The 20392-nt window shown below is 43.8% G+C and carries 19 protein-coding genes and 2 pseudogenes; 10 read left to right on the forward strand and 11 right to left on the reverse strand.

Annotated elements, in window-relative coordinates; translation table 11 throughout:
• Positions 1–218: 218 nt before the first annotated feature.
• Positions 219–1262, forward strand: coding sequence for a GMP reductase (locus tag RXX31_RS16075; protein WP_317590602.1), 1044 nt, complete (start codon positions 219–221; stop codon positions 1260–1262).
• 121 nt (positions 1263–1383) lie between these two features.
• On the opposite strand, the gene RXX31_RS16080 is transcribed toward RXX31_RS16075, so the two are convergent.
• Positions 1384–2418 carry a tyrosine-type recombinase/integrase gene (locus RXX31_RS16080; protein ID WP_317590604.1) on the reverse strand — a complete coding sequence of 345 codons (1035 nt, stop codon included), beginning with the start codon at positions 2416–2418 and terminating at the stop codon, positions 1384–1386.
• 157 nt (positions 2419–2575) lie between these two features.
• Between RXX31_RS16080 and RXX31_RS16085 the strand changes: the two genes are divergently transcribed.
• Both RXX31_RS16085 and RXX31_RS16090 read left to right on the forward strand, forming a co-directional pair.
• The gene (locus RXX31_RS16085) at positions 2576–2974 is read left to right on the forward strand and encodes an ASCH domain-containing protein (protein WP_258479787.1); all 399 of its coding nucleotides are present in this window, start codon (positions 2576–2578) and stop codon (positions 2972–2974) included.
• Between the two features lie 46 nt (positions 2975–3020).
• A complete protein-coding gene (locus RXX31_RS16090) occupies positions 3021–3533 on the forward strand; it encodes an ATP-binding protein (protein ID WP_317590606.1) in 513 nt (170 codons plus the stop codon).
• Between the two features lie 30 nt (positions 3534–3563).
• On the opposite strand, the gene RXX31_RS16095 is transcribed toward RXX31_RS16090, so the two are convergent.
• The 5 genes and pseudogenes from RXX31_RS16095 to RXX31_RS16115 all read right to left on the reverse strand — a co-directional run bounded on the left by RXX31_RS16095 (position 3564) and on the right by RXX31_RS16115 (position 7792).
• Positions 3564–4625 (reverse strand): N-acetyltransferase, encoded by a 1062-nt coding sequence (locus tag RXX31_RS16095; protein ID WP_317590608.1) that lies wholly within the window; start codon positions 4623–4625, stop codon positions 3564–3566.
• 6 nt (positions 4626–4631) lie between these two features.
• The gene (locus RXX31_RS16100) at positions 4632–6152 is read right to left on the reverse strand and encodes a hypothetical protein (RefSeq protein ID WP_317590609.1); all 1521 of its coding nucleotides are present in this window, start codon (positions 6150–6152) and stop codon (positions 4632–4634) included.
• A pseudogene (locus tag RXX31_RS16105) lies at positions 6149–6268 on the reverse strand (chromosome partitioning protein ParA); the annotation flags it as partial. The gene RXX31_RS16100 and the pseudogene RXX31_RS16105, both read right to left, overlap by 4 nt.
• A 22-nt stretch (positions 6269–6290) precedes the next feature.
• Positions 6291–7121 (reverse strand): hypothetical protein, encoded by an 831-nt coding sequence (locus RXX31_RS16110; protein WP_317590611.1) that lies wholly within the window; start codon positions 7119–7121, stop codon positions 6291–6293.
• Positions 7122–7150: 29 nt separating this feature from the next.
• Positions 7151–7792 (reverse strand): phage repressor protein CI, encoded by a 642-nt coding sequence (locus RXX31_RS16115; protein ID WP_317590612.1) that lies wholly within the window; start codon positions 7790–7792, stop codon positions 7151–7153.
• A gap of 148 nt (positions 7793–7940) precedes the next feature.
• Between RXX31_RS16115 and RXX31_RS16120 the strand changes: the two genes are divergently transcribed.
• The 4 genes from RXX31_RS16120 to RXX31_RS16135 all read left to right on the forward strand — a co-directional run bounded on the left by RXX31_RS16120 (position 7941) and on the right by RXX31_RS16135 (position 10240).
• Entirely contained in the window at positions 7941–8153 is a 213-nt protein-coding gene (locus tag RXX31_RS16120; RefSeq protein ID WP_317590613.1) for a hypothetical protein, read from the forward strand.
• Between the two features lie 59 nt (positions 8154–8212).
• Positions 8213–8623 carry a hypothetical protein gene (locus tag RXX31_RS16125; RefSeq protein WP_317590614.1) on the forward strand — a complete coding sequence of 137 codons (411 nt, stop codon included), beginning with the start codon at positions 8213–8215 and terminating at the stop codon, positions 8621–8623.
• Complete coding sequence (locus RXX31_RS16130) at positions 8620–8829, forward strand: hypothetical protein (RefSeq protein ID WP_118120609.1); 210 nt, start codon at positions 8620–8622, stop codon at positions 8827–8829. The genes RXX31_RS16125 and RXX31_RS16130 overlap by 4 nt, the downstream gene beginning before the upstream one ends.
• A 202-nt stretch (positions 8830–9031) precedes the next feature.
• Positions 9032–10240, forward strand: a complete 1209-nt coding sequence (locus RXX31_RS16135; RefSeq protein ID WP_317590615.1) for a replication initiation protein — start codon at positions 9032–9034, stop codon at positions 10238–10240.
• A gap of 424 nt (positions 10241–10664) precedes the next feature.
• Here the strand turns inward: RXX31_RS16135 and RXX31_RS16140 are convergent.
• Positions 10665–12030 (reverse strand): annotated as a pseudogene (locus RXX31_RS16140) (ISNCY family transposase); the annotation flags it as partial.
• A gap of 211 nt (positions 12031–12241) precedes the next feature.
• Between RXX31_RS16140 and RXX31_RS16145 the strand changes: the two are divergent.
• Both RXX31_RS16145 and RXX31_RS16150 read left to right on the forward strand, forming a co-directional pair.
• Positions 12242–13093, forward strand: coding sequence for a MurR/RpiR family transcriptional regulator (locus RXX31_RS16145; RefSeq protein WP_317590617.1), 852 nt, complete (start codon positions 12242–12244; stop codon positions 13091–13093).
• Positions 13094–13131: 38 nt separating this feature from the next.
• The gene (locus RXX31_RS16150; RefSeq protein ID WP_317590618.1) at positions 13132–14019 is read left to right on the forward strand and encodes a DMT family transporter; all 888 of its coding nucleotides are present in this window, start codon (positions 13132–13134) and stop codon (positions 14017–14019) included.
• A 53-nt stretch (positions 14020–14072) separates the two neighbouring features.
• On the opposite strand, the gene grxB is transcribed toward RXX31_RS16150, so the two are convergent.
• Positions 14073–14723 (reverse strand): glutaredoxin 2, encoded by a 651-nt coding sequence (gene grxB, locus RXX31_RS16155; protein ID WP_317590620.1) that lies wholly within the window; start codon positions 14721–14723, stop codon positions 14073–14075.
• Positions 14724–14892: 169 nt separating this feature from the next.
• Positions 14893–15735 (reverse strand): MurR/RpiR family transcriptional regulator, encoded by an 843-nt coding sequence (locus RXX31_RS16160; protein ID WP_317590621.1) that lies wholly within the window; start codon positions 15733–15735, stop codon positions 14893–14895.
• A gap of 423 nt (positions 15736–16158) precedes the next feature.
• Between RXX31_RS16160 and RXX31_RS16165 the strand changes: the two genes are divergently transcribed.
• A complete protein-coding gene (locus tag RXX31_RS16165; protein ID WP_317590623.1) occupies positions 16159–17499 on the forward strand; it encodes a GntP family permease in 1341 nt (446 codons plus the stop codon).
• A 96-nt stretch (positions 17500–17595) separates the two neighbouring features.
• On the opposite strand, the gene RXX31_RS16170 is transcribed toward RXX31_RS16165, so the two are convergent.
• Together RXX31_RS16170 and RXX31_RS16175 are read right to left on the reverse strand one after the other, a co-directional pair.
• The gene (locus tag RXX31_RS16170) at positions 17596–18336 is read right to left on the reverse strand and encodes a sulfite exporter TauE/SafE family protein (protein WP_317590625.1); all 741 of its coding nucleotides are present in this window, start codon (positions 18334–18336) and stop codon (positions 17596–17598) included.
• A 111-nt stretch (positions 18337–18447) separates the two neighbouring features.
• Positions 18448–20355: a bifunctional 5-dehydro-2-deoxygluconokinase/5-dehydro-2-deoxyphosphogluconate aldolase gene (locus RXX31_RS16175; RefSeq protein ID WP_014232092.1), complete on the reverse strand. Its 1908-nt coding sequence runs from the start codon at positions 20353–20355 to the stop codon at positions 18448–18450.
• Positions 20356–20392: the final 37 nt, after the last annotated feature.

A 20392-nucleotide genomic window follows, 5' to 3' on the forward strand; every position in this document is an offset into this window, starting at 1 on the left:
TTAGAGGTGTTTTTGATATGCGATTATCAAGATGGTAACACAAAAAAAATTCAAATATCAGACTTGTAGGAAATAAATCACAGCCTATAATGCTGAAAACCGGAGCGTCTGCCAACGCTCCGGTTTTTTTGTGTCCGAAGAACAGTGAACTCGTCTGCCAACGGCTTCACTACGCACTCTGAGATGACACATAGATATATGAATCAAGGAATTACACAATGCGTATCGAACAAGAACTTAAGTTAGGTTTCAAAGATGTACTGTTTCGCCCGAAACGTTCTACCCTTAAAAGCCGTTCTCAAGTAAATTTAACCCGCGATTTTACATTCAAGCATAGTGGTCGTCAATGGTCTGGTGTGCCTGTAATTGCAGCTAATATGGATTCTGTAGGTAGCTTTGAAATGGCTACTGCCTTAGCTGAGCATGGTGTAATGACAGCAGTGCACAAGCACTACACAGTGGAAGATTGGGCAGAGTTTGCGAAATCAGCAAACAAAACAACGCTAAACAACGTGATGGTGTCTACGGGTACGTCTGATGCAGACTTCCAAAAAACCAAAGACATCATGGCGCTTTCAGACGAGTTCATCTTCATCTGCGTTGATATCGCAAATGGTTACTCAGAGCACCTAGTCGAGTATGTAGAACGCGTACGAGCAGAATTCCCAGACAAAGTTATCTCTGCTGGTAACGTTGTTACTGGTGACATGTGTGAAGAGTTGATCCTTGCTGGTGCAGACATCGTTAAAGTAGGCATTGGCCCAGGCTCAGTATGTACAACACGCGTTAAAACCGGTGTTGGTTACCCACAGCTTTCTGCAATCATTGAGTGTGGTGACGCAGCGCACGGCCTTGGCGGCATGATCATTGGTGACGGTGGTTGTTCATGTGCTGGTGACGTTTCTAAAGCGTTCGGTGGCGGTGCAGACTTCGTTATGCTTGGTGGTATGCTAGCTGGCCACGAAGAGTCAGGCGGTGAAGTCATCGAGCAAGATGGCAAAACCTTCATGAAATTCTACGGCATGTCTTCTCAGTCTGCTATGAATAAGCACTCAGGTGGTGTGGCTAAGTACCGCGCAGCTGAAGGAAAAACCGTCCTATTGCCATACCGTGGCAGTGTTCACGGCACGATCCAGGACATTCTTGGCGGCGTACGTTCAACCTGTACATACGTAGGCGCAGCAAAGCTTAAAGAGCTAACCAAGCGAACAACTTTCATCCGCGTACAAGAGCAAGAGAACAACGTGTTCGGCAAAGAGTAAGTCGACTGAATATCGGAAAATTCGAATAATTAAGAGCCGCATATAGCGGCTCTTTTTTGCTCTAAATTTGGCTAGTGGCGACAAAGTGGCGACAGAGCTATAAAAATTTTGTGGCGACAGGTTATAAATTGCTAAGAGGGTTACGGGTAATCGCTTCAGATAAATGATCGGGTGCGAAGTGCGCGTAGCGCATTGTCATCGAGATATCAGCATGGCCTAATACGTCGCGCAGAACCAGAATGTTGCCGCCGTTCATCATAAAATGACTAGCGAAAGTATGGCGTAACACGTGTGATGCTTGTCCAGAAGGCAGGGTAATGCCGAGTTTATTTTTAAGAATGTAGCAAAACGGCGTGTAACACTCTTCAAACAAAGAACCTGAGGTGGGCTTAATGATCTCTTCATAGAGGTCTTTAGAAATAGGCACAGTGCGGTTCTTTTTGGTTTTGGTGTTCGTGAAGGTAACTTTGTATTGGGACAGTTGGCTGCCTTTTAACTGAGCCGCTTCGTTCCAACGCGCACCCGTTGATAAGCACAGCTTAACAATCTTCAGCATGTCAGTTCGTTCGTGTTGGCCTACGAGTGAGAGTAAATCGCGGATTTGCTCTTTAGTCAGGAAAGCCATATCACGTTCTGATTCTTTAAATGGCTTCACATCTTCTAAAGGGTTCGGAAGCTTCCATTCTCCTAACTCTTTAAGCTTATTAAACACCGCCTTAAAACGAGCTAACTCAGAGTTGAGCGTAGATACACTTGGTTTACCACGGTTCCAGCGCGACTCATCTACAAAGACCAGTTCACCAGATATTCGTTTACTGCGATATTCAGCGTAAATCTTTGAATTAAATGTCGATGCCACAGGGTTACGCATAGCTCGAACCATGTGGTTAAATTTGTTGTGTATGACTTCACCATTTACCAACGTTTGGCCGTAGTGCGTGAACCACAGCTCAACTAGTTCTGACAAACGTCTATTGTCAGGCTTGCTTCCTAACCACGGTTTATCGTCCACCTCTTTCATTAGATGAAGCTCAAATGCCGTAGCTTCTCCTTTGGTCGCGAAGCGTTTACGAACGCGTTTACCAGCTCGACCCTGCGGGTAGCATTCGCAAAGCCAAGGCTTCTTTGAGCCGTCTTTTAAGTTTCGGATAGACATGGAAATTTACACGTATAACTGTATACTTATACAGTATCACTTAAGGTGAACGGTTCAATGTTTAGATGAATAAACTTCGCACATCGTCAGAATTTCTGATGAAATATTGAGTGTATGAGTTTAGAATTTGTGGTTACAAAGATTTAAGAGCACTTTCATGAAAGCACTATTGTCTATTAAACCGGAGTTTGTTGATAAAATACTCTCTAAAGAAAAATTGTTTGAGTACCGGAAAGCAGTCTTCAAAAGACCGGAGGTAAGGTCTGTAGTTATCTACTCGACAATGCCAGAAGGCAAAATCATAGGCGAGTTCACTATTGGCCATATTTTGGCGAAGTCACCAGAAGAGTTATGGAATGAAACCCAACAAGCTTCTGGTATAAATAAAGAGTTCTTTGATGCGTACTTTGATGGTAGAGAAGTTGCTTACGCTATCGAAATCAAAAACTTAGTGAAGTATGATAATCCGATAGACCCATACGAGGTAGAACCAAACTTTAAGGCACCTCAGTCGTTCAAGTACTTAGATAGTAACTCGAACTTGTGTATGAATTGATTGAAGCTGGGCTGATGCTCGGCTTTTTTATTACAGGACGTAAAAGATGAAAAAAATTCACTTTGTGGCAGGTGTTCATGGCGTCGGAAAGGGGACGCTTTGTAAACATTTACAACAGTCGTTAAACATCCCTACTTACTCATGCAGTGATTTAATTAAACAAAATTCTGACTATATTGAGGAAACGAAGGAAGTCACGACGGCAGAACGAAACCAAAGAGCATTAATAAACGGTTTATCTAAGATAGAAGATAGTGAGTTTTTGCTTGATGGACACTTTTGCTTAGTCGGTAAGAGCCAAGACATCATTTCGTTGAGCTATGATGTTTTTGATGAAATAAAGCCGAGCTCAATTGTATTGGTCTCAGCTGAAATAAAGACGATCTTTGAACGCTTACACGCACGTGATGGTCACGCTTTGAACCAAGAAGTGTTGTCTGAATTGCAGAATCAAGAGAGGCATCGAGCACTAGAATATGCTCAATTGAAAGGTATTGAGCATCATATCTATCAATCAGGAACTTCGACAGATACTATCGAAGCATTTATAAAAGGTTGAAGAGAAAGAAGCACCTAAGTGCTTCTTTTTTTATTTAATCAGTATTCTTGTATCAAGCTCTGATAGTTCAATAATGTTGTCGAACTGCTTGTCCGTTAACTTCAAAACGCCCCAGTAGTCGTCTCGATTTAAGCCAGCGTAATCGGCCAGTTTTTGTCGAATCGGGCGTTTTGGTAAAGCGGTATTGTAAGTAAAATTGATTATATAAGGGTACTTTTTCTGCTTGTAGATAGTACGTAACTCATCTTTTGTGAAAACACTAAATTTAGAGCAATAGTCTACGAAAGCATCTTCATTCTCATATTGGTCAATAGTATGGACATTTTCCACAACGCATAACGATGTTGCGACAGACCTAAACTCTGCTGCCCCTTGCCCGTCACTTGTACGGTAGATAACGATAGTATCTCCACGTTGAAATTTCATCACATCTGCCATACCACATATGTAGATTTTATGAATGCTGTTAGAGTGAGAAATATCACGAACAATATTAGGACTTTCTGTAAGTAACTTTGAATCGGGGAATAGTTTCGTATGAAAATGTGGAAAAATACTAAGTAAGTACTTGTTATTTCCATTCGTATTTATGAACGGATAATCCATATCAACATCACCAGAAAAGCTATTGAGGTCACGAAGCAACACATCTTCTGTACCATTAGGGGTGACCTTCCTAGCATATTTTTTAAAGCCGTAGCGTTGAAAAAGTTCTACTAAGTAGGGATGCTTGTCCCCAAATACGGTTACGTAAATATCATCTACATTCGGTTGGTATGCTAACGCATAGTCAAAAATTTTCTTTAAATAACGATCGCCGCGTCTTGTTTGTTTAGGATTAAACTTGAAGGTACCAACTTTCATATGTTGAGTGTTTGGCAGTAGCGGATCAGTGTCATCACCGGGACCTTTCTCGTACTTGCAGTATAGAAATCCTTCTATTTGGCCGGAATTATTGTAAAGAACTAAAGCGTTGTTATCTGATTTACGTGCGAACCATCGTTCAAACTCTTCATAGTCGTTCTTTAAGGTATCAAAGAACGGATCATTTAAGTTGATGTCCGCAAACTTTTGGATAACTAAATTTTCCATATTCTATTAGCCTTCTACTGACTGAGTTGCACGCTTACGGCGTTGAGTGAACGCACGTTTGTTATTTGTTGGCTGAGTTGCTCTATCAATTGAACGTATAATTTTAGTCGTTTCTTTAAGATCACGTAAGAAATCAGGTACGTTCTGTGTGTCTGCTTTTCCGTCGTGGAATGAGAAAAAGGACTGAACAAGTTCTTTCTTGATGGCATTGCGTTCAGTTTCTTCCAGCTCTTTAAGGTATGGAGTGATGGAAGCCAGTTGTACACCGCGTTGGCGATAAAGGTTTTCTTTTGCGCGGTGGTTTGCTGCTTCTTTTAGCAGATATAGGCCCGGAGCAGTCAGTAATACAACTATCGATATTCTCTTGAAAAACCAAGTGGCTTCAGAAACACTTCCAACTGTCGCGGAGCCTTGGATTTGTATTGCACCATTTGTTTCGGAAAATTCAACGAGCCATGTGAGCCACGGAAGTTTTAGACCAAGAGAGTCACCGAATATTGCAACACTCATTAGTATTGCCGTAAACAGGAATAATAATCCGGCACCCTGAAAACCCCAATAAGCGAATGCTTCTCGCTCGGCTTGTTTGAGATGCTCGTGAGCTAGTGCCTTTTTGGATAATGTACCTACAACCTCTTTTGCTTCATCTAGCTGTTCTTTAAGAAGTTGTCGTACCGTTTTATAGTTAGTAACTTCTTGCTTTACCGACTCTTGGAAAGCTCGCTTAAAAGACTCTTGTTCTTGATCGAAGCGAGAGTTGAGGGCACTTGCTTGTTGTTCAAAGGCAGAGTTCAACGCATCAATTTTTCTATCGAAGTCAGCTCGTCCTTCATCCGTCTGCTTGATTTGGTCTAATGTCTTATTTCGTAACTCGTTGTATAAACTGTCATAATCGTCTTGATGTTTTTTTATGAGACTGTCGGTAGCTTCGCGGAGACTAAGTGATAGCCTAGAACTAGCTTTTTCCACCGTCGATTCTATTTCGCTTACTCCATGAAGAACTTCGTTTTTAAGTTCATCAGAGTGAACTTCTTTTAGTTCACTCGTTTCCTGCCGAATAGCATTTATTGCTTGTCGTTGTACTCTTTCTACTTGACGCTCTGCAGCCCCTGTTCGCTCATCAACTTTTTGAAGGCTCTCTGCAATTGCCTCGTTCAACTCTTTCTGGCGAACTGAAAGCTGATTTATCAAGCCACTGGTTTCTGCGTCGGAAGGCAGGTACTGAATCGTTATTTCGTTATCTTTATTCAGGGTGTTGATTGCATTAATTATTTTTTTTCTTTGTCTGTGGATCTCTGTGTCAGGTTCTGCGTAAAGCAATTGTAATCTCTGGCGTATAGAATACAAATCTTCAAGTAACTCGCTATCTTTCAAATCTCCCCAAAGAATGAAAGGGTCGCTCATTTTCTCTAATACTTTTTTTATATCATAGCTAACCTTTCTGGGGCCATGCTCATTTGAAGTACTGCTGAGGGTTTGCAAGAAATCTTCGAGAAGTGCCTTTATTAGAATTAGTTGCTGCATCATTTCTTCTCCAACGCTACCGCTACGCGGCCAATCACTTTTATATTTTCTTCTGATACTTCAACTGTCGACTTACCAAACACGACTGCTAATTTATTTTGTAATCGTTGAATATCGTTAATATGCATTAGCCCATTCATACTAAACAAACGCCTCGCCAGTCTCTACACTGCAAATACCAGTGATTCGGTCTGCTCTGAACGTGCGAATGGAATTTCTCATCAAACAGAAAGCTTTGACGTATGTATCGCCACTAGCGTTTTGCTCTATTTTTCTCAAAACAATCTCGCGGTCAGATACTTTCCCAGCCGCGTCCTTGTAATTCATAAAGTATTGAGCGCCTAACTCCAACTCATTAAGGAATGAGAGGCCAGACGACTCATCTACATTGATTCGCGTTCCTGATTTCGGAGCTGGCTTCTTCTTCGGTTTTTGGTTGGCTTGTTCGCGTTCCTCGAATCCATCACAGAAATCGGTAAGAAGGGCGAATAGATGAAGAGCTTCATCGTTGTCGAGTACTTTGTCTTCTAAGTAAAGTTCAACTGTTGCTGCCAGCTCTTTGGTTTTAGAGTCTTCTTTCGATTCAGGGTAACTCTTAAACCATGCGCGAAGCTTTTTCGATTCTTCTAGATCTACAACGTCATCTTCTAGAATCTTATCGGCTAGGTTGTAGAGCGCTTTTTCTCTGCGTGGTGTTAGTGTTTCAACTTCAGAGCTTTCAGATGCGATTGATTTTTGAGGTGCTACTTTTGCAGTAGGCGTTGGTGAAGCCTTTCTGCTAGGTGTTAACGCGACCTTTTCGTAATCAATACCAAGTCGTTTGCAGAAGTCTTTCTGTTGTTCGACGTCGTAACCTTTGCTATTAACATATTCCCGAAATTTTTCGGGGTCTCTCATCGCTTTTTTAGACGACTGAACGAAATAAACACCTATTGCAATAATTGCTACTAAACCTAAGCCAATGAATTCCATTGTGTTCTCCTAGACAACCAATTTAATAATTATTCTTTTCTTAATGTCACCGCCACGCGACCAATTACTTTTATATCTTTTTCTGAAACTTCAACGGTGCTGTCACCAAACACAACAGCCAGTTTTTTGCCTGGTAAGCGCTGGATATGGTTGATCGACAAAGTACCGTCAATATCGATTAAATATTTGCCCGAAGCTGGGTTCGTAGAGCTTTTGTCAACGAGATATAAAGCTTCATTAGTTTCAACTTCAATCGTCGCGTCAGCATTGAGGTTAAAGCTGTTAAACCTGCGGATAGCGTAAGGTAACTCACCAGTATCTAGAAGCTCCCCATTGGTTAGGCAATAGCTTTTGATCTGGACTGAGTTGTGTTGCGGTGAAGCTGTAGCGCTTGCTTCTTCGGCAGTACATTTTGTCGCTGAGTGAGCCTTAAACCGATCCTCTGGCTTTAACGCCAACTCCACCATTGGAATTCCCAAAGCTAAATGAGCTCTAACCATGAGTTCATGAGAAGTTCGATTATGAGTATTCCAAGTGCTGAAAGTGCTTTTTGGCACGCCATATACGAACGCCATTTCTTGAAAGTTCTTACATCCTGTCAGATGCTTCAAATTTTCTGTGAAATCAGTGCCTTTCAAGTAATCGAAAGGTTCTATTTTACGAATGCTCATGACTTAAAGTTCTCATTTGCGAATTGATTTGTCATTTATGGTTGAAAGTTCGGGAATGACGATCGATAATTCTTGTGTGTTTCGGAAGTCACGCCGACCAAAGCAAGAGACAGCCGAAGAAGATAGACATAAAATCAAGGATATCACTATGTTAACGTACAAGATACCTCCACTAAGTCCATATGTGACTTACGAGGAATACTCCCGCATTTCAGGTTTGGCTATGGGAACCATCAAACAGTATGTCGAGCAGGGCCGAATTATTACCAAGCCAAAAGACAAACGTCGCGATAAGCCGCTCATTAACATGGTCGCCATGCATGAGTTGGCGGCTCGTGAAGCCATTGCCGTTTTAGGTTGAGTCGGTCGAATGAACTTAAATTCGGATACGAACTCTTTCGATTTTGCGAGGAGGTTAGTATGGAAAACTTAGAATCATTTCTATTAAATCAATCAATAGAACAGATACAACAGCGCTTTAAGCAAATAGGCGCCGAAGAGCAGCGTACGATATTGCAATACTTAGAGGCTATTGCAAAGAAACAGTCTCCCCCTGAGGTACATCGACCTCAATCAGATATTTTGGCTGACATACGTGAAGCAATGGAAGGAGACCGCGCCCGTGTATTCTTCTCTCATTCGTTTGTCAGTTGGTACCGCTCTGGAAATGCCAAATGTGTCCCGCAACTTCATCACTGGTCTTATTTGGATTTTAGTAATCGCAGTTTGTTCCTTGAAATGCTGACGCTTCGAGATTTCGGCCACTTCGACGACGAAGAGTTATATCAGTTTGCACAATATTGTCTGGATGTCATGGGAGTAAAATCATGAGTTATTTATCGGTTCAGATCCCTATCTCTAATGTTGATGAAGCACTTCACCTTCAAAATGTAGCAGCGTTAAACATTGCTAAGTACCGAGACAATCAGGTAGAGGGGCTGGAGGCGTGTCAAAGTAACTTGATTCGCATTTGGCATGATGTGCACAGTCAAGCGGGCGCTGCACTAACGAAATTCTCTAGCGAGATAGAAGAATGATTCGTGTATTTGTGCTGAGGGGCGCACGCAAGAGCCCCTTTAAGTCATAGTACCCCTTAACGTTATTCCCAACACAGTTGCTTTAGGCTCGGTGGTAATTTTTGTTTGTGACAAAATCCATCGATAGCTATGGCTAGTGTACGCCTGTCAAGGTTTTCCATTGATTCCTAATCATGACTAAATAACATTTAGGCAGGTTGTCATGCTCCCTCTAAAAACAACGAGCAATTCGTTTCAGCGGTTGCTTGGTGAAGCCCCTTACTTGTCCAGATGTAGCGATAACAAAACGGCGATGCTTGTTCGTCCAAGGCATTATGCTGTCCGTTGGCCCTATATGCAGGTCAATCGTAAAGATATGTGCTCTTGGTTAGTGTTCGACATTGACCATGAAGACCAAGAATTTCCTAATCCTTACATTTGGCAAGATGAAGGATTACCAGCTCCCAATCTCATCGTTCGAAATCGGCACGATAATAAAGCTCATCTGTACTACGCGATTGTTTCTGTTTGTACTAGTGACAATGCGAGAAGTCAGCCCATCCAATATCTGAAAGCTGTGTATCAGGCCATGGCTTTGCGTATGAAAGCTGATCAGGCTTATTCAGGGCCTGTGGCTAAAACACCTTTTCACCCTTGGTGGCAAACGACAGAGCTTCATTCTCAAGTCTATGAGCTTGGAGAGTTAGCTGATTCTGTAGATCTAGAAACACCTCTACCTTGGGGTGAGGCAGCATACCTAAATGATGTATCTCACTCCCGGAATTGCACCTTATTTGAACATTCTCGTCACTATGCCTATTCGATCATCAGGGGAGAGCGCAGGGAAGGGAGCTATGAGAGTTTCAAGCGTCGGATCTGTCATTATGCCACCTACAAGAACTACTCGTTTGAAGGCAAGACTCCTTTGAGGCATAGCGAAGTCATGTCTGTGGTTAAGAGCGTCTCTCGGTGGACCTGGGATAAGTATTACGCTGGTTCAAAGGTTAAACGCGGAGTAATGAATTTACCGAGTGACTTGAATACTAAACAACGACAAAGCTTAGCTGCGGCGAGAACACATCAAATAAGGCGTGAAAAAACAAAAGAACGCATCATTAATGCGTGTCGACTTTTATTGCAGAAAGGTGAAGAACTTAATATTACCACAGTCGCAAAAGCTACACGCTTTTGCCGAAAAACAGTGCGCCGCTATTTTTATGACATTCATTCGTTCGTTAAGCCCAGTGAAGGTGTAGGGATACTCCCCATTTCATCGTTGCTACGTTTGATGAAAAGTGGTCCTTATGCTGTACATCAGATAACTGCAGTTGAGAAAGACCCATTGGTCGACACTAGTGAGAAATGTAAGGCCATCAGTTCAAGTCGAGCTCCTCAGAAGTGGGCTGCTTATTTGAATGTCATTGATGGCTAGCGTGATTCGTAGATTCGCTAAAGCGTTCAAATGTCACAAGCACAAGTTGCGAAAACTATGGGTATAAAGCAACCTACTGTTGCCAGCCAGAAAAGAATGGCAAAGATGTAAAATTACTTTCCCTAAAGTGTTATGTAGAAGCACTAGGTGGTTAATTACGCATTAATATTGATATACCAGATGGCCATTGCTTTGGTATGAAAGTATAACTTTCCGCTTCTCATGAAATTGATCTGAATTGATACGCCAGTAGTCATTACTACTGGCTTACATTTTCTTCATACCAGATTAGATCACAAGATTAGACCACAAGCTGTGATTACCAAGGGAGCCTGACGGGATAAATCCCAAGCGACTTTGTCGTTCATCTTTAAGTCTAGCCCACAGGCTAGACTTCTTTATTTAATGGCGTTGAGCGCTGTATTCACCGGTCTCTGGTATTCAGTGCCTCGCGCTTCCAGATATTTCGTATCGTGAAACTGCTGACGGTGATGTTGTACTCCTTCTTTAGCATGGTTCTCAACTGTACTGAGGTTTGATACGGGTTGTTTAAGGTCAGCTCGATAATTTTGTGTTCGGCTTCCTCAGGTATGCTGTTTTTGCTGCGGTGTAGCGGTTTGTTAATGCGCTTAAGGCCAAGTATGCCTTCCTCGGCTAAGACCTTTTGATAGTTATAGATACTTCGGCGTGAGCAACCGCTGATCCGAGCGGCTTCCGTCGCATTACCCAAGCGGTCGGCAAGCTCGATGACATCCAACTTGCGCTGGACTTCCATCCCATACTCACTAGCTTTTGGAGGCTCTTCTAACTCGGTAATATGCAGTTTGCGGTGACCAAAATAGGCTGAGAATGCGCCATCGAACTGGCAGCGTATTTCTAGTTTCTGATTGACGATGGAGTGCCGTATGGGCGAGTCGATGAGATATATTTGTTGTTATAACTGAAGGTATGATCTCGGCGAACCTTACGATATTCCTTGTGAACACAGACCGTATCAAGGTTGATATGTTCAGGTACAACCTTGAACGCCGACCTCGGGTTCTTCGCCTGTACCGCGATTTTCTGTTGCCAGTACAGTGGAATGAATTGGTTTTGAAGATACTCGTTGGCGCTTTGAATATCGGTAATATGATGCAGCCGAAGCTCTGGAACCAGCCTGTCTTGGAACGTATCGAATGCCCGTTCGACCCGTCCTTTGCCTTGGGGCGAGTTCGAAAAGATGATTTCGATCCCTAGCTCTTCACAAGCGCGTTGCTGAGAGAAGTTACTGCGTTTTGGGCCACCGAATATACCCGCTCTATCGACATAGAGCGTCTTAAACAGCCCACGCTTTTCGATATACGCCTTCATGACTTTCATACAGCCTTCCGTGGTTTCGGAAGGGAAGAACTCGGCATGGATATCACTGGTCGCATCGTCGATGATGGCAATCAAGCATGAGCGATGCTCACCAAACCATTGATGCGGACTGCCGTCCATTTGCAGCATCAGTCCAGGCTGCTCCATCCGCTCTCTGTGTTTTCTTACACGGCTAAGACGACGCTTTGATCGCTTCACATGATGGATAGCGTGCGCCCACTTTCGCAAGGTTTCACGCTTGATGGTCAAGCCTTCATTGACCGTGAGCAATTCGGCGAGATGCTGAAAATTGAAATCGAAGTACTTAGTTTGGATCAGTAGCTGCCCCCGTCCTTTTAGTGAATAAGGGTTTTATTGACAGGCTCACGACCTTGATTTCCGTGGACAACAAAGCGTATGCCTTTACGGCGATAGCGGTGAAGATAACGCTCTCTTATTGACTGTTATTTCGTTTTTGTTTTAAAATGGAATAAATTTTCCAATTAATTATTTATGAAACTGATGTGATCTTGCCTCATCATCTTTTGTGTTAATCCCGATACTCTCTTCGACAATGGCTTTTTCTTACTGGGATTGTATTTGTTGCACCGAATGGCTGATGGTTGTCTTTTTCATAAACAGGGCGTATTCCAAGGAGGGAATATGAATGCAGCAACAAGCGTGACAGACCTGCAAAGGGACATATACACAAAGTATGAAGACTTGAGTCAACGGTTACAGCAGGTTGCGAAGTATGTCATTGAAAAGCCGCAAAGTATCGCGTTTGACTCGGTGTCGGAGATTGCCCGTAATGCAGACGTTCCCCCGTCGACGCTGACTCGATTTGCGCACGCATTCCACTATCGCGGTTTCAATGACATCAAGAAAGTGTTTCGTATTAATTTAGCTGAACAGACTGAGAGTTACGCACCGTATGCCCGTCTTGTGACTGGCTCCAATGATGACGAAAATACCGAGACGCCTGCTAATATTCTTGCTCGGTTAGCTAAGGCAAACATCAGCTCACTTGAAGACTTAAACGTGCAAATTGAGCACGACACACTGCAAGTCGCGGTAACGTTACTTAACGAGGCGAATAGCATATATGTGGTTGGCTTCGGGCAAAGCTTTGGCATGGCATCATACCTTGTTTACGCACTTAGACGTATCGACCAGCGCGTGTTTCTTGTTGATGGGTTGGGGGCAATTTACCTGCAGCAAATGCAGACCATCCACAGAGGTGATGTGGTCGTTATCATCAGTAGTGAGCCTTATTCTGATGAATCGGTCATGGTTAGTGAAGCCGTAACGGAAAAAAACGTCAAAAAGATAGCCATAACTGATAGCCAGGTGAGCCCTATTGCGACCAATAGTGACGCTTGCTTTGTGATGAAAGAGTCGCAGTTAGAAAAGTATCGGACTTTATCCGCAACCCAATGTTTGATTCAGTCACTTGTGGTTGCACTTATTTACAACACAAATGAAGAGACGCAGGTCGACGCTCTGGATATTTAATAGGGTGTAGCTGGTTTTCCACAAACGTAGAGGCGGTAATGACTTCAAATAAAAAAGCGGAACTGTATCTGTTTTCTGCCACCATATTAGCGGGTTTGGGGTGGTTGTTTTCTAAGCAGGCTGTTGCGGAGTTACCACCACTCGCGTTTATTGGATTTCGGTTTGTTTGTGCCGCTGTGATTATCGCGCCATTCGGCATGAAGCAGCTGGTTCGTGGAGATCGCCAGCAGTTTGTCACAGCGGGATGGATAGGGCTGCTGCAAGGTTTGTCTTTATCTTTGTGGATTTATGCCGTCTCAGTCAGTGATGAACTGGGTGTGGGCGCATTTATCATGAGCCTTTCTATGCTATTTGTACCTATCTGGGGATGGATGCTGTTTAAACAGCGGCCAACACGCCCTTTTTGGGCTTCTCTTCCATTCGTCAGCGCGGGACTGTATTTTCTCTCGCTCTCAGGTAGCTTTTCAATGTCTACAGGTGAGCTGTTCTTTTTTATTGCGGCGGCCTTTGTAGCTTTACACTTCATTTGCAACAGTCATTATTCTCAGAGCATTCCTGTGCTATATCTCACCTGTGTTCAGTTTTTTACTGGCGGTTTGTTGGCGATTCTTTTTTCAGTCTGTATAGAAACCTGGCCAACCTCAATTAGTATGAGTACGTTGGGGTGGTTTACCGCCAGTGTCATTCCGGCGACATGTCTGCGTTTCTTTATTCAAATTAAAGGACAAAGTGGTACCAATGCAACGAATGCGGCGCTTCTGATGACATTAGAGCCTTTATGGACTGTATTGATTAGTGTGGTGTGGCTAAATGAGGTTATGTCGACCAATAAAATACTCGGTATTGTGCTTATTCTGGCCGCTTTAATGGTGTATCGGTGCTGGGACTTAGTGCGGGTGAAGGTGAAGAGGCTGCGCGCTTTTTAAAACAATGTGCTTTTTAACATTATTAGCGCCCGTGTGATTGGGCGCTACGTTAGTTATACCGCTACGTGGTCATAAAGCGGGATATTGGTTAACGCCGTGACTTCATCGATATAGCGACGAACGTTTGCTGGTAACGCCACGTCTTTAATGACAGTAAGGTTTCTCAGAGTCGGGTAGAAATTAATGTCATCGTAACTGAGTACGTCGTCGCGACTTGAAGGTAGCGTTAGCCACTCCAGAGTAAGCAGAGCCTGATTCAGTTGAACTAGAAGCTCTTTACTTTGTGCCATCGCTTGGTCAAATGGCATACCGATCATTTTTGATTTATTGGTGGTAAACCATGCTTTGGCCTCTGCACTACCAAACTCGGGCAAAGTGATTTCCATCCAGCGTGGATGTACAAGTGGACCTTCAACACTTTTGACTGCCTGATTGTAACGGTCGATATCAGTTTGATGTACAGCCTCTGATAATACAGGGTTGCCATCCCATTCATCTAAATATTTCACAATATCGAGGCTTTCTGCCATATAGCTACCATCTTCTTTTTCAAGGATAGGAACCATATTTGCGCCAACTTTGTCTATACGTGCATCCACATCGTGGTTTTGTAAATACACAAACTCGACAGGCATGTTTTTAAGATTCGCGAGCATCATTGCCTTGATGCAAAATGGACAATGTTCAAAAACAAATAACTTCATCTTTCTCCTACCTATTGAAAATTTTTCAGGGAATTAAAATTCAATTATAGAACAAAATGAAATAAATTTTTCGTTATTATTGTTTGTTTGTGTGAGAGGTCAAAAACTAAGTTAAAACAGGAAGAGGGGGGACGGCTGGACGTAACTTAATACGCCCAGACTCGTTAGATTATGCTGCTGAATTGTTGTTGCTTTCCTGAAAAGCAAGTGAAACCGCTAACGTTTGCGCAAGGCATAGTGACGCCACCTGAGAACGGAACGCATCTACCTTGCCTTCTTTTACAACAAAACAGACATCGCTAAAGGTTGCAAGCGGACTGATCTGGCTGTCGGTAAGAATGATCTGTTTTGTGCCCGTGTTTGCCAACGCATCACTCACGTCTGTGGTGTCTTGTGCGTATGGATAGAAACTGATCGCCACCACAACATCATTCTCTCGAATCATGTTGATTTGCTCTTTGAACATGCCACCAAGCCCATCAATAAGAAACGCACGTTTGTTAAGGTGACGGAATGCGTACGTTAAGTATGAAGAGATACTGAATGAGCGTCCAAGGCCGATGACGTAAATATTGTCTGCTTCAGAGAGCAGTTTTACCGCTTTGTTAAGGCTTTCTTCGTCTATTTGAGTCGAAAGTTGTTGTATTGCACTGATGTTGGCACGTGCAAAAGCTTGCAGAATATCAATAGGGCGCTCTGGTGGCTCTTCGTCGGCATCCATGCTTTTTGAAAGTTTCACTCGATCAGTGTAGCTGGACGTCTCTTCAAGTAAGTTTGTACGAAATAGTTGTTTCATTTCGTTAAAGCCACTGTAGCCGAAAGCGCTGGCAAAACGAATCAATGTCGATGGCGGAACATCGGCTTGTTCAGCAATAACAGAAACAGTTTCAAACGCGACACTGCTCTTATTATCAAGTACATAAGCTGCAACTTGTTGAAGACGTTTACTTAAATCACCGTAGCGATTCCTGATTTGGTCTTGCAATTCACTTAGTGTGGTTGGTGCTGACATTATGTTCTCCATAGATTCATTCTGTGACTTGCTTTAAGTGTTTCATTTTAGCTTAAAAATGAAATCGTTCATATAGCTGTCATATCTGACAAATTCGATCTATTTCTCATTTACTTCTAATGAATCAATTCAAATCATCTTTGCGGCTCGTTGATAGTTTTTAGATAAGTTTCTTGATGACACAAACCTTGTTCGCATCCATTTACTCTCTGATGAATTTTCATTTCCTCTAACTCAAAAGAAATGAAATAATAATTTCATTTTGTTTTTGAAATGAAATACAATGTCATCTATACACCACGCAGGACGCACTAACTGAGCAATGAGTGCGGGCCCCTGCTTTTTCTCTAACTACTTACTTCTTTCTATACGGCTAGGGCTTTAGCGATATAGGAGAGTCATTACGTTTTCATGGAGTTTAGAATGGATCTCTTAGGCATTATTCTGTCATTGATACTACTTATTGTGATGATTTATCGCGGTTTTTCGGTATTGGTTGTTTCACCATTAATGGCAATGCTTGCGGTTAGTTTCAGTGATGATATGCCGGTACTGACCGCTTGGACGGGCCCTCTGATGGAGGGAAGTGCGCACTTTGTTCAAGCTTACTATCCGGTCTTTCTGGTTGGGGCGATATTTGGCGTGGTAATGAACGCTTCTGGCGCTGCGAAAACCGTCGCTAACTCTATCTCTGCTTATATGGGAGAGTCTCGAGCGTGTTTGGCTGTGATTTTCGCTTCTTTCTTATTGGTTTACGGAGGCGTAGCGGTATACGTTGTTATCTTTGCTGCTTTTCCTGTGGCGCAAAACTTGTTTGCAATGGCTAATTTGCCGAGACGTTTTATTCCAGCTGCGATTCTTGCTGGTGCCATGCCTGCTTATGTGGCACCAGGCTCGGCTCAGTTTTCCAATACCATTCCAATTCCGGTGTTAGGTACGACGATTTATGCCGCGATTATTCCTGGCATTATTGCGGTCGTGATATGGGTGTTGATTGCAAACGTGTATTTAAACCGAGCCATTGCCAAAGCGAAGGGCAATGGGGAAGGGTACCCATTCGAAAGTGAGCAGACAGAGAGCGCTGATCTACCGGGCGTGTTTACATCATTTTTTCCGATCATCATGGTTATCGTGGGTAACTTTTTGCTTACTCAGTATTTCTCTCGCCCAGAGATAATTGAGTATTACGCGCCATATGGTGGCGTTAAAGGAATTTGGCCAATCACAATTTCAATTAGTGCTTCTTTAGTGGTCAGTATTTATATGATGCGCCGTTATTTGCGATCGACATTACACACGCTGTCGAAAGGAGCGGTAGACTCCTTGCTGGCAATCTTCAATACGGCGGTTCAGGTTGGCTACGGTAATGTTATCCAGAGTTTGTCAGCATTCGCTCTGATAAAAGGGTTTCTACTTGCAATACCTGGGACGAAGCTACTAACTATTACTGTTACTTCGGCTTTGCTAGCTGGTGTGGTGGGGTCGGTATCGGGTGGAACTGGGATCATAATGGAAGTGTTTGGCGATGATTTTTTGCGTCTGGCGGCTGAACATCAGATTGATCACGGCTTGATCCATCGTTTAGTACTGTTTGGATGCAGCCTTCTTGATACGTTACCACACTCGGGGCTGGTCATTACGGTACTGGCGGTTTCTCAGTGCTCTTACCGAGAAAGTTATATGCCAGTGTTTATGGCTACGTGCGCAGCACCCGCAGCATCGGTTGTCGCCATCATTATACTGGGCTTGATGGGCGTGAGTTAATCGTCTTTATTTCTCGCCGATACTATAGAAGGGAGCCAAACTGGCTCCCTTTGTCATTTCGTTTTGTAATAAGAATTATCGGGTGAAAGAACAGTTTTAGCTTATCCCTTCAACGAGCAATTTTGTTCCGGATAAGAGTAAGAAGCCGTAACACAGTTGGTAGATCGTCTGTTGAGGGACTTTATCCAGTAACCACACACCGATTTTTACGCCTAATGGTGCCAATGGCATGAGAACCAGAGAGGTCAGCAAGTTGGTGCTGTCGAAGGTGCCAAGTAAAGTAAATGGCACCAGTTTAAACAGATTGATAATGGCAAACAGAACGGCCATCGTTGCGATCAATGTGGTTTTTTCGAGCCGTAGCGGGAGCAGGTAAAGACTGGCAGGGCCACCTCCAGCATGAATGGCGGTACTGGAAAAGCCGCATAACGTACTCCAGAACCAAGCTGAAAACGTTCCTCCGGGTTTTGGTTGTTTGCGCTGAAACAGGTGCATAAAGAAGAATAGTACTGATAACAGCCCAACAATCAGCTTTACGCTAGACTCAGTCATACTTCCTAAATACAACGCAGCCAGAGCTACTCCGAGGGCCGATGCTGGCAACATGCGTTTTATCACCCGAACATCTGCAAAATGGCGGTGGTGTTTAACGGCAAAGAAATCCATAACACATAAGATCGGCAGCAGTATCGCAGCGGCTTGGGTTGGTGAGATGGTCCAAGCCATTAGTGGTACTGAAATGACACCTAATGCGCCACCGAGTCCCCCTTTACCGATTCCGTAAATGAGGACTGCGGGTATGGATACGATATAAAACCAAGGGTCTGTGATGATCATTTCTTCGCTCCATGTAAAAAGCGCCCAGATGGGCGCTTTGGGGTTGCTAAGAACAGGTACTTAAGCCCAACAGAAAAAGCTCTCATACCTATCTAGCGTTTTTATTGGGAATTAACCACGCTGACGCCAAAGTGCAATCAGGTTGTGGTAGTTCTGCTTGATATTTTCGATCAGCGTTTCATCGTTAATGCTATTCGCCAGCCATTGACGTGATGGCTCACCAAATAGCGTACGACCAACCGCGAACCCTTTTACGATCTCTTTACCCGCAGTTGCATTAAAGCCTTTTTGTAGCTCTTCCTGAGGTGCATCTAGGCCTAGGATGACTACGCCACGGCAGAATGCATCGCGCTCTGTGACTACTGAGCTGACCGTGTCCCAGCTATCGGCTTCAAGAGCAGGCAGTTTCCACCAGTCTGGCTTGATACCCAGGTCGTAGAAACGCTCCAAAGCCTGAATGTAAAGTCTGTCTTCTTTCTTCACGCCAGCAGGCAGGATGACTTCCAGTAGCAACTCATGACCAGATTTACAACATGCCTGGTAGACTTCTTGAACCAGTTCTTCTTGCTCTGTACGGATATCTAGCTCGTCTTCTGGGCTGTAGAACACCAAACATTTCACAACGTGTTCTAGTGGCCAGTCGATTAATTGTGAACCGATGTTACCGTGCTCTAAGCGCAGTGGACGTGAACCCGGTAACTCGATAGGACGGCCAATCCACCAACCTTGTCCTGTCACTTCATTGAGTACATCTTGGCCGAATGTGCTATCACACAGTAAACCTGCTTTACCCGCTAAGTTCGCTTCTTGTGCGACTTGTTGGCTTGCTTTAAAGATAAGTTTTTTCAGCGTCTTGATACGTGCCGTGTCTGTACCTGCTTCACGAGCCATGTCTTCAAGTTGGCTTCGGTGGTCAAATGCCATTACACATAACTCATCCCACTGAGGAGCTTTACGTGTCGTAACGCGGTGTAAGTGGTTGAGCTCTACATCCAGGTCAGGGCGTTTAACATCAGCAGCGCGAGTGATGTAATTATCAAGCTCTAACTTAGTTGGCATTGCCGGAGCACAGCCGTGACGAGAAACCACCAATGCACCACAGGCGTTAGCGTATGCACATGCTTTTTCCCAGCCTTCGTCGTTTAGGTAGCCACGTAGCAAACCAGACATGAATGCGTCGCCAGCGCCAAGAACGTTAAGTACATCAACGCGAACGCCGTGAATAGTCAGACCGTCATCAAGATCGTTTGGCACTTCTTCGCTGTATACAGAGCAGCCTAGTGCACCGCGTTTGCACACTAGTTCAGCATCAGAAACTTTACGTACGGCTTTTAGTGCATCGATAGTGTTATCTGTACCACCACAAATATGGAACTCTTCTTCTGTGCCGACAATAACATCGAACAGGCCAAGTACTTCTTGCAGTTCTTGAGTCACTTTGTCTGAAGCGATGTAACGAGTTTCGCCATCACCCAGTGAAGTCAGACCCCAAAGTACTGGGCGGTAGTCGATGTCTAGCGCCGTTTTTACACCATTGCGACGAGCGTATTTCAATGCGGTAAGTACGGCTTCGCGCGTTTTTGGATTGGATAGGTGAGTACCAGTGATTGCCAGACAGCGAGCAGACGCGATGTACTCTTCAGTAAAGTCATCTTTGCTGATTGCCATGTCAGCACAGTTTTCGCGGCAGAAGATCAGAGGGAAAGTATCTTCGTCTTTGATGCCCAGAATAACCAGACCCGTCAAACGCTCTTTGTCAGTGATCAAGTGACTAGTATCACAGCCAACACGCTCGAGTTCTTCACGTAGGAAACGGCCCATGTGCTCGTCACCAACGCGTGCAAGCATTGATGATTTCAATCCTTGTACTGCTGTGCCGTAAGCCACATTACCTGATGAGCCACCAAGGTACTTATTAAAAGATCCCATGTCTTCTAAACGAGCGCCGATCTGTTGACCGTAAAGATCAACCGCAATGCGGCCCATACAAATGACATCTAGCTTTTTCTCAATACTCACATTCTTCTCCTCAGAGCTTAAACTCTTACCGTCATCA

Source organism: Vibrio sp. EA2 (genome assembly GCF_033042495.1).
In the GTDB taxonomy this organism is placed as follows: Bacteria; Pseudomonadota; Gammaproteobacteria; order Enterobacterales; family Vibrionaceae; genus Vibrio.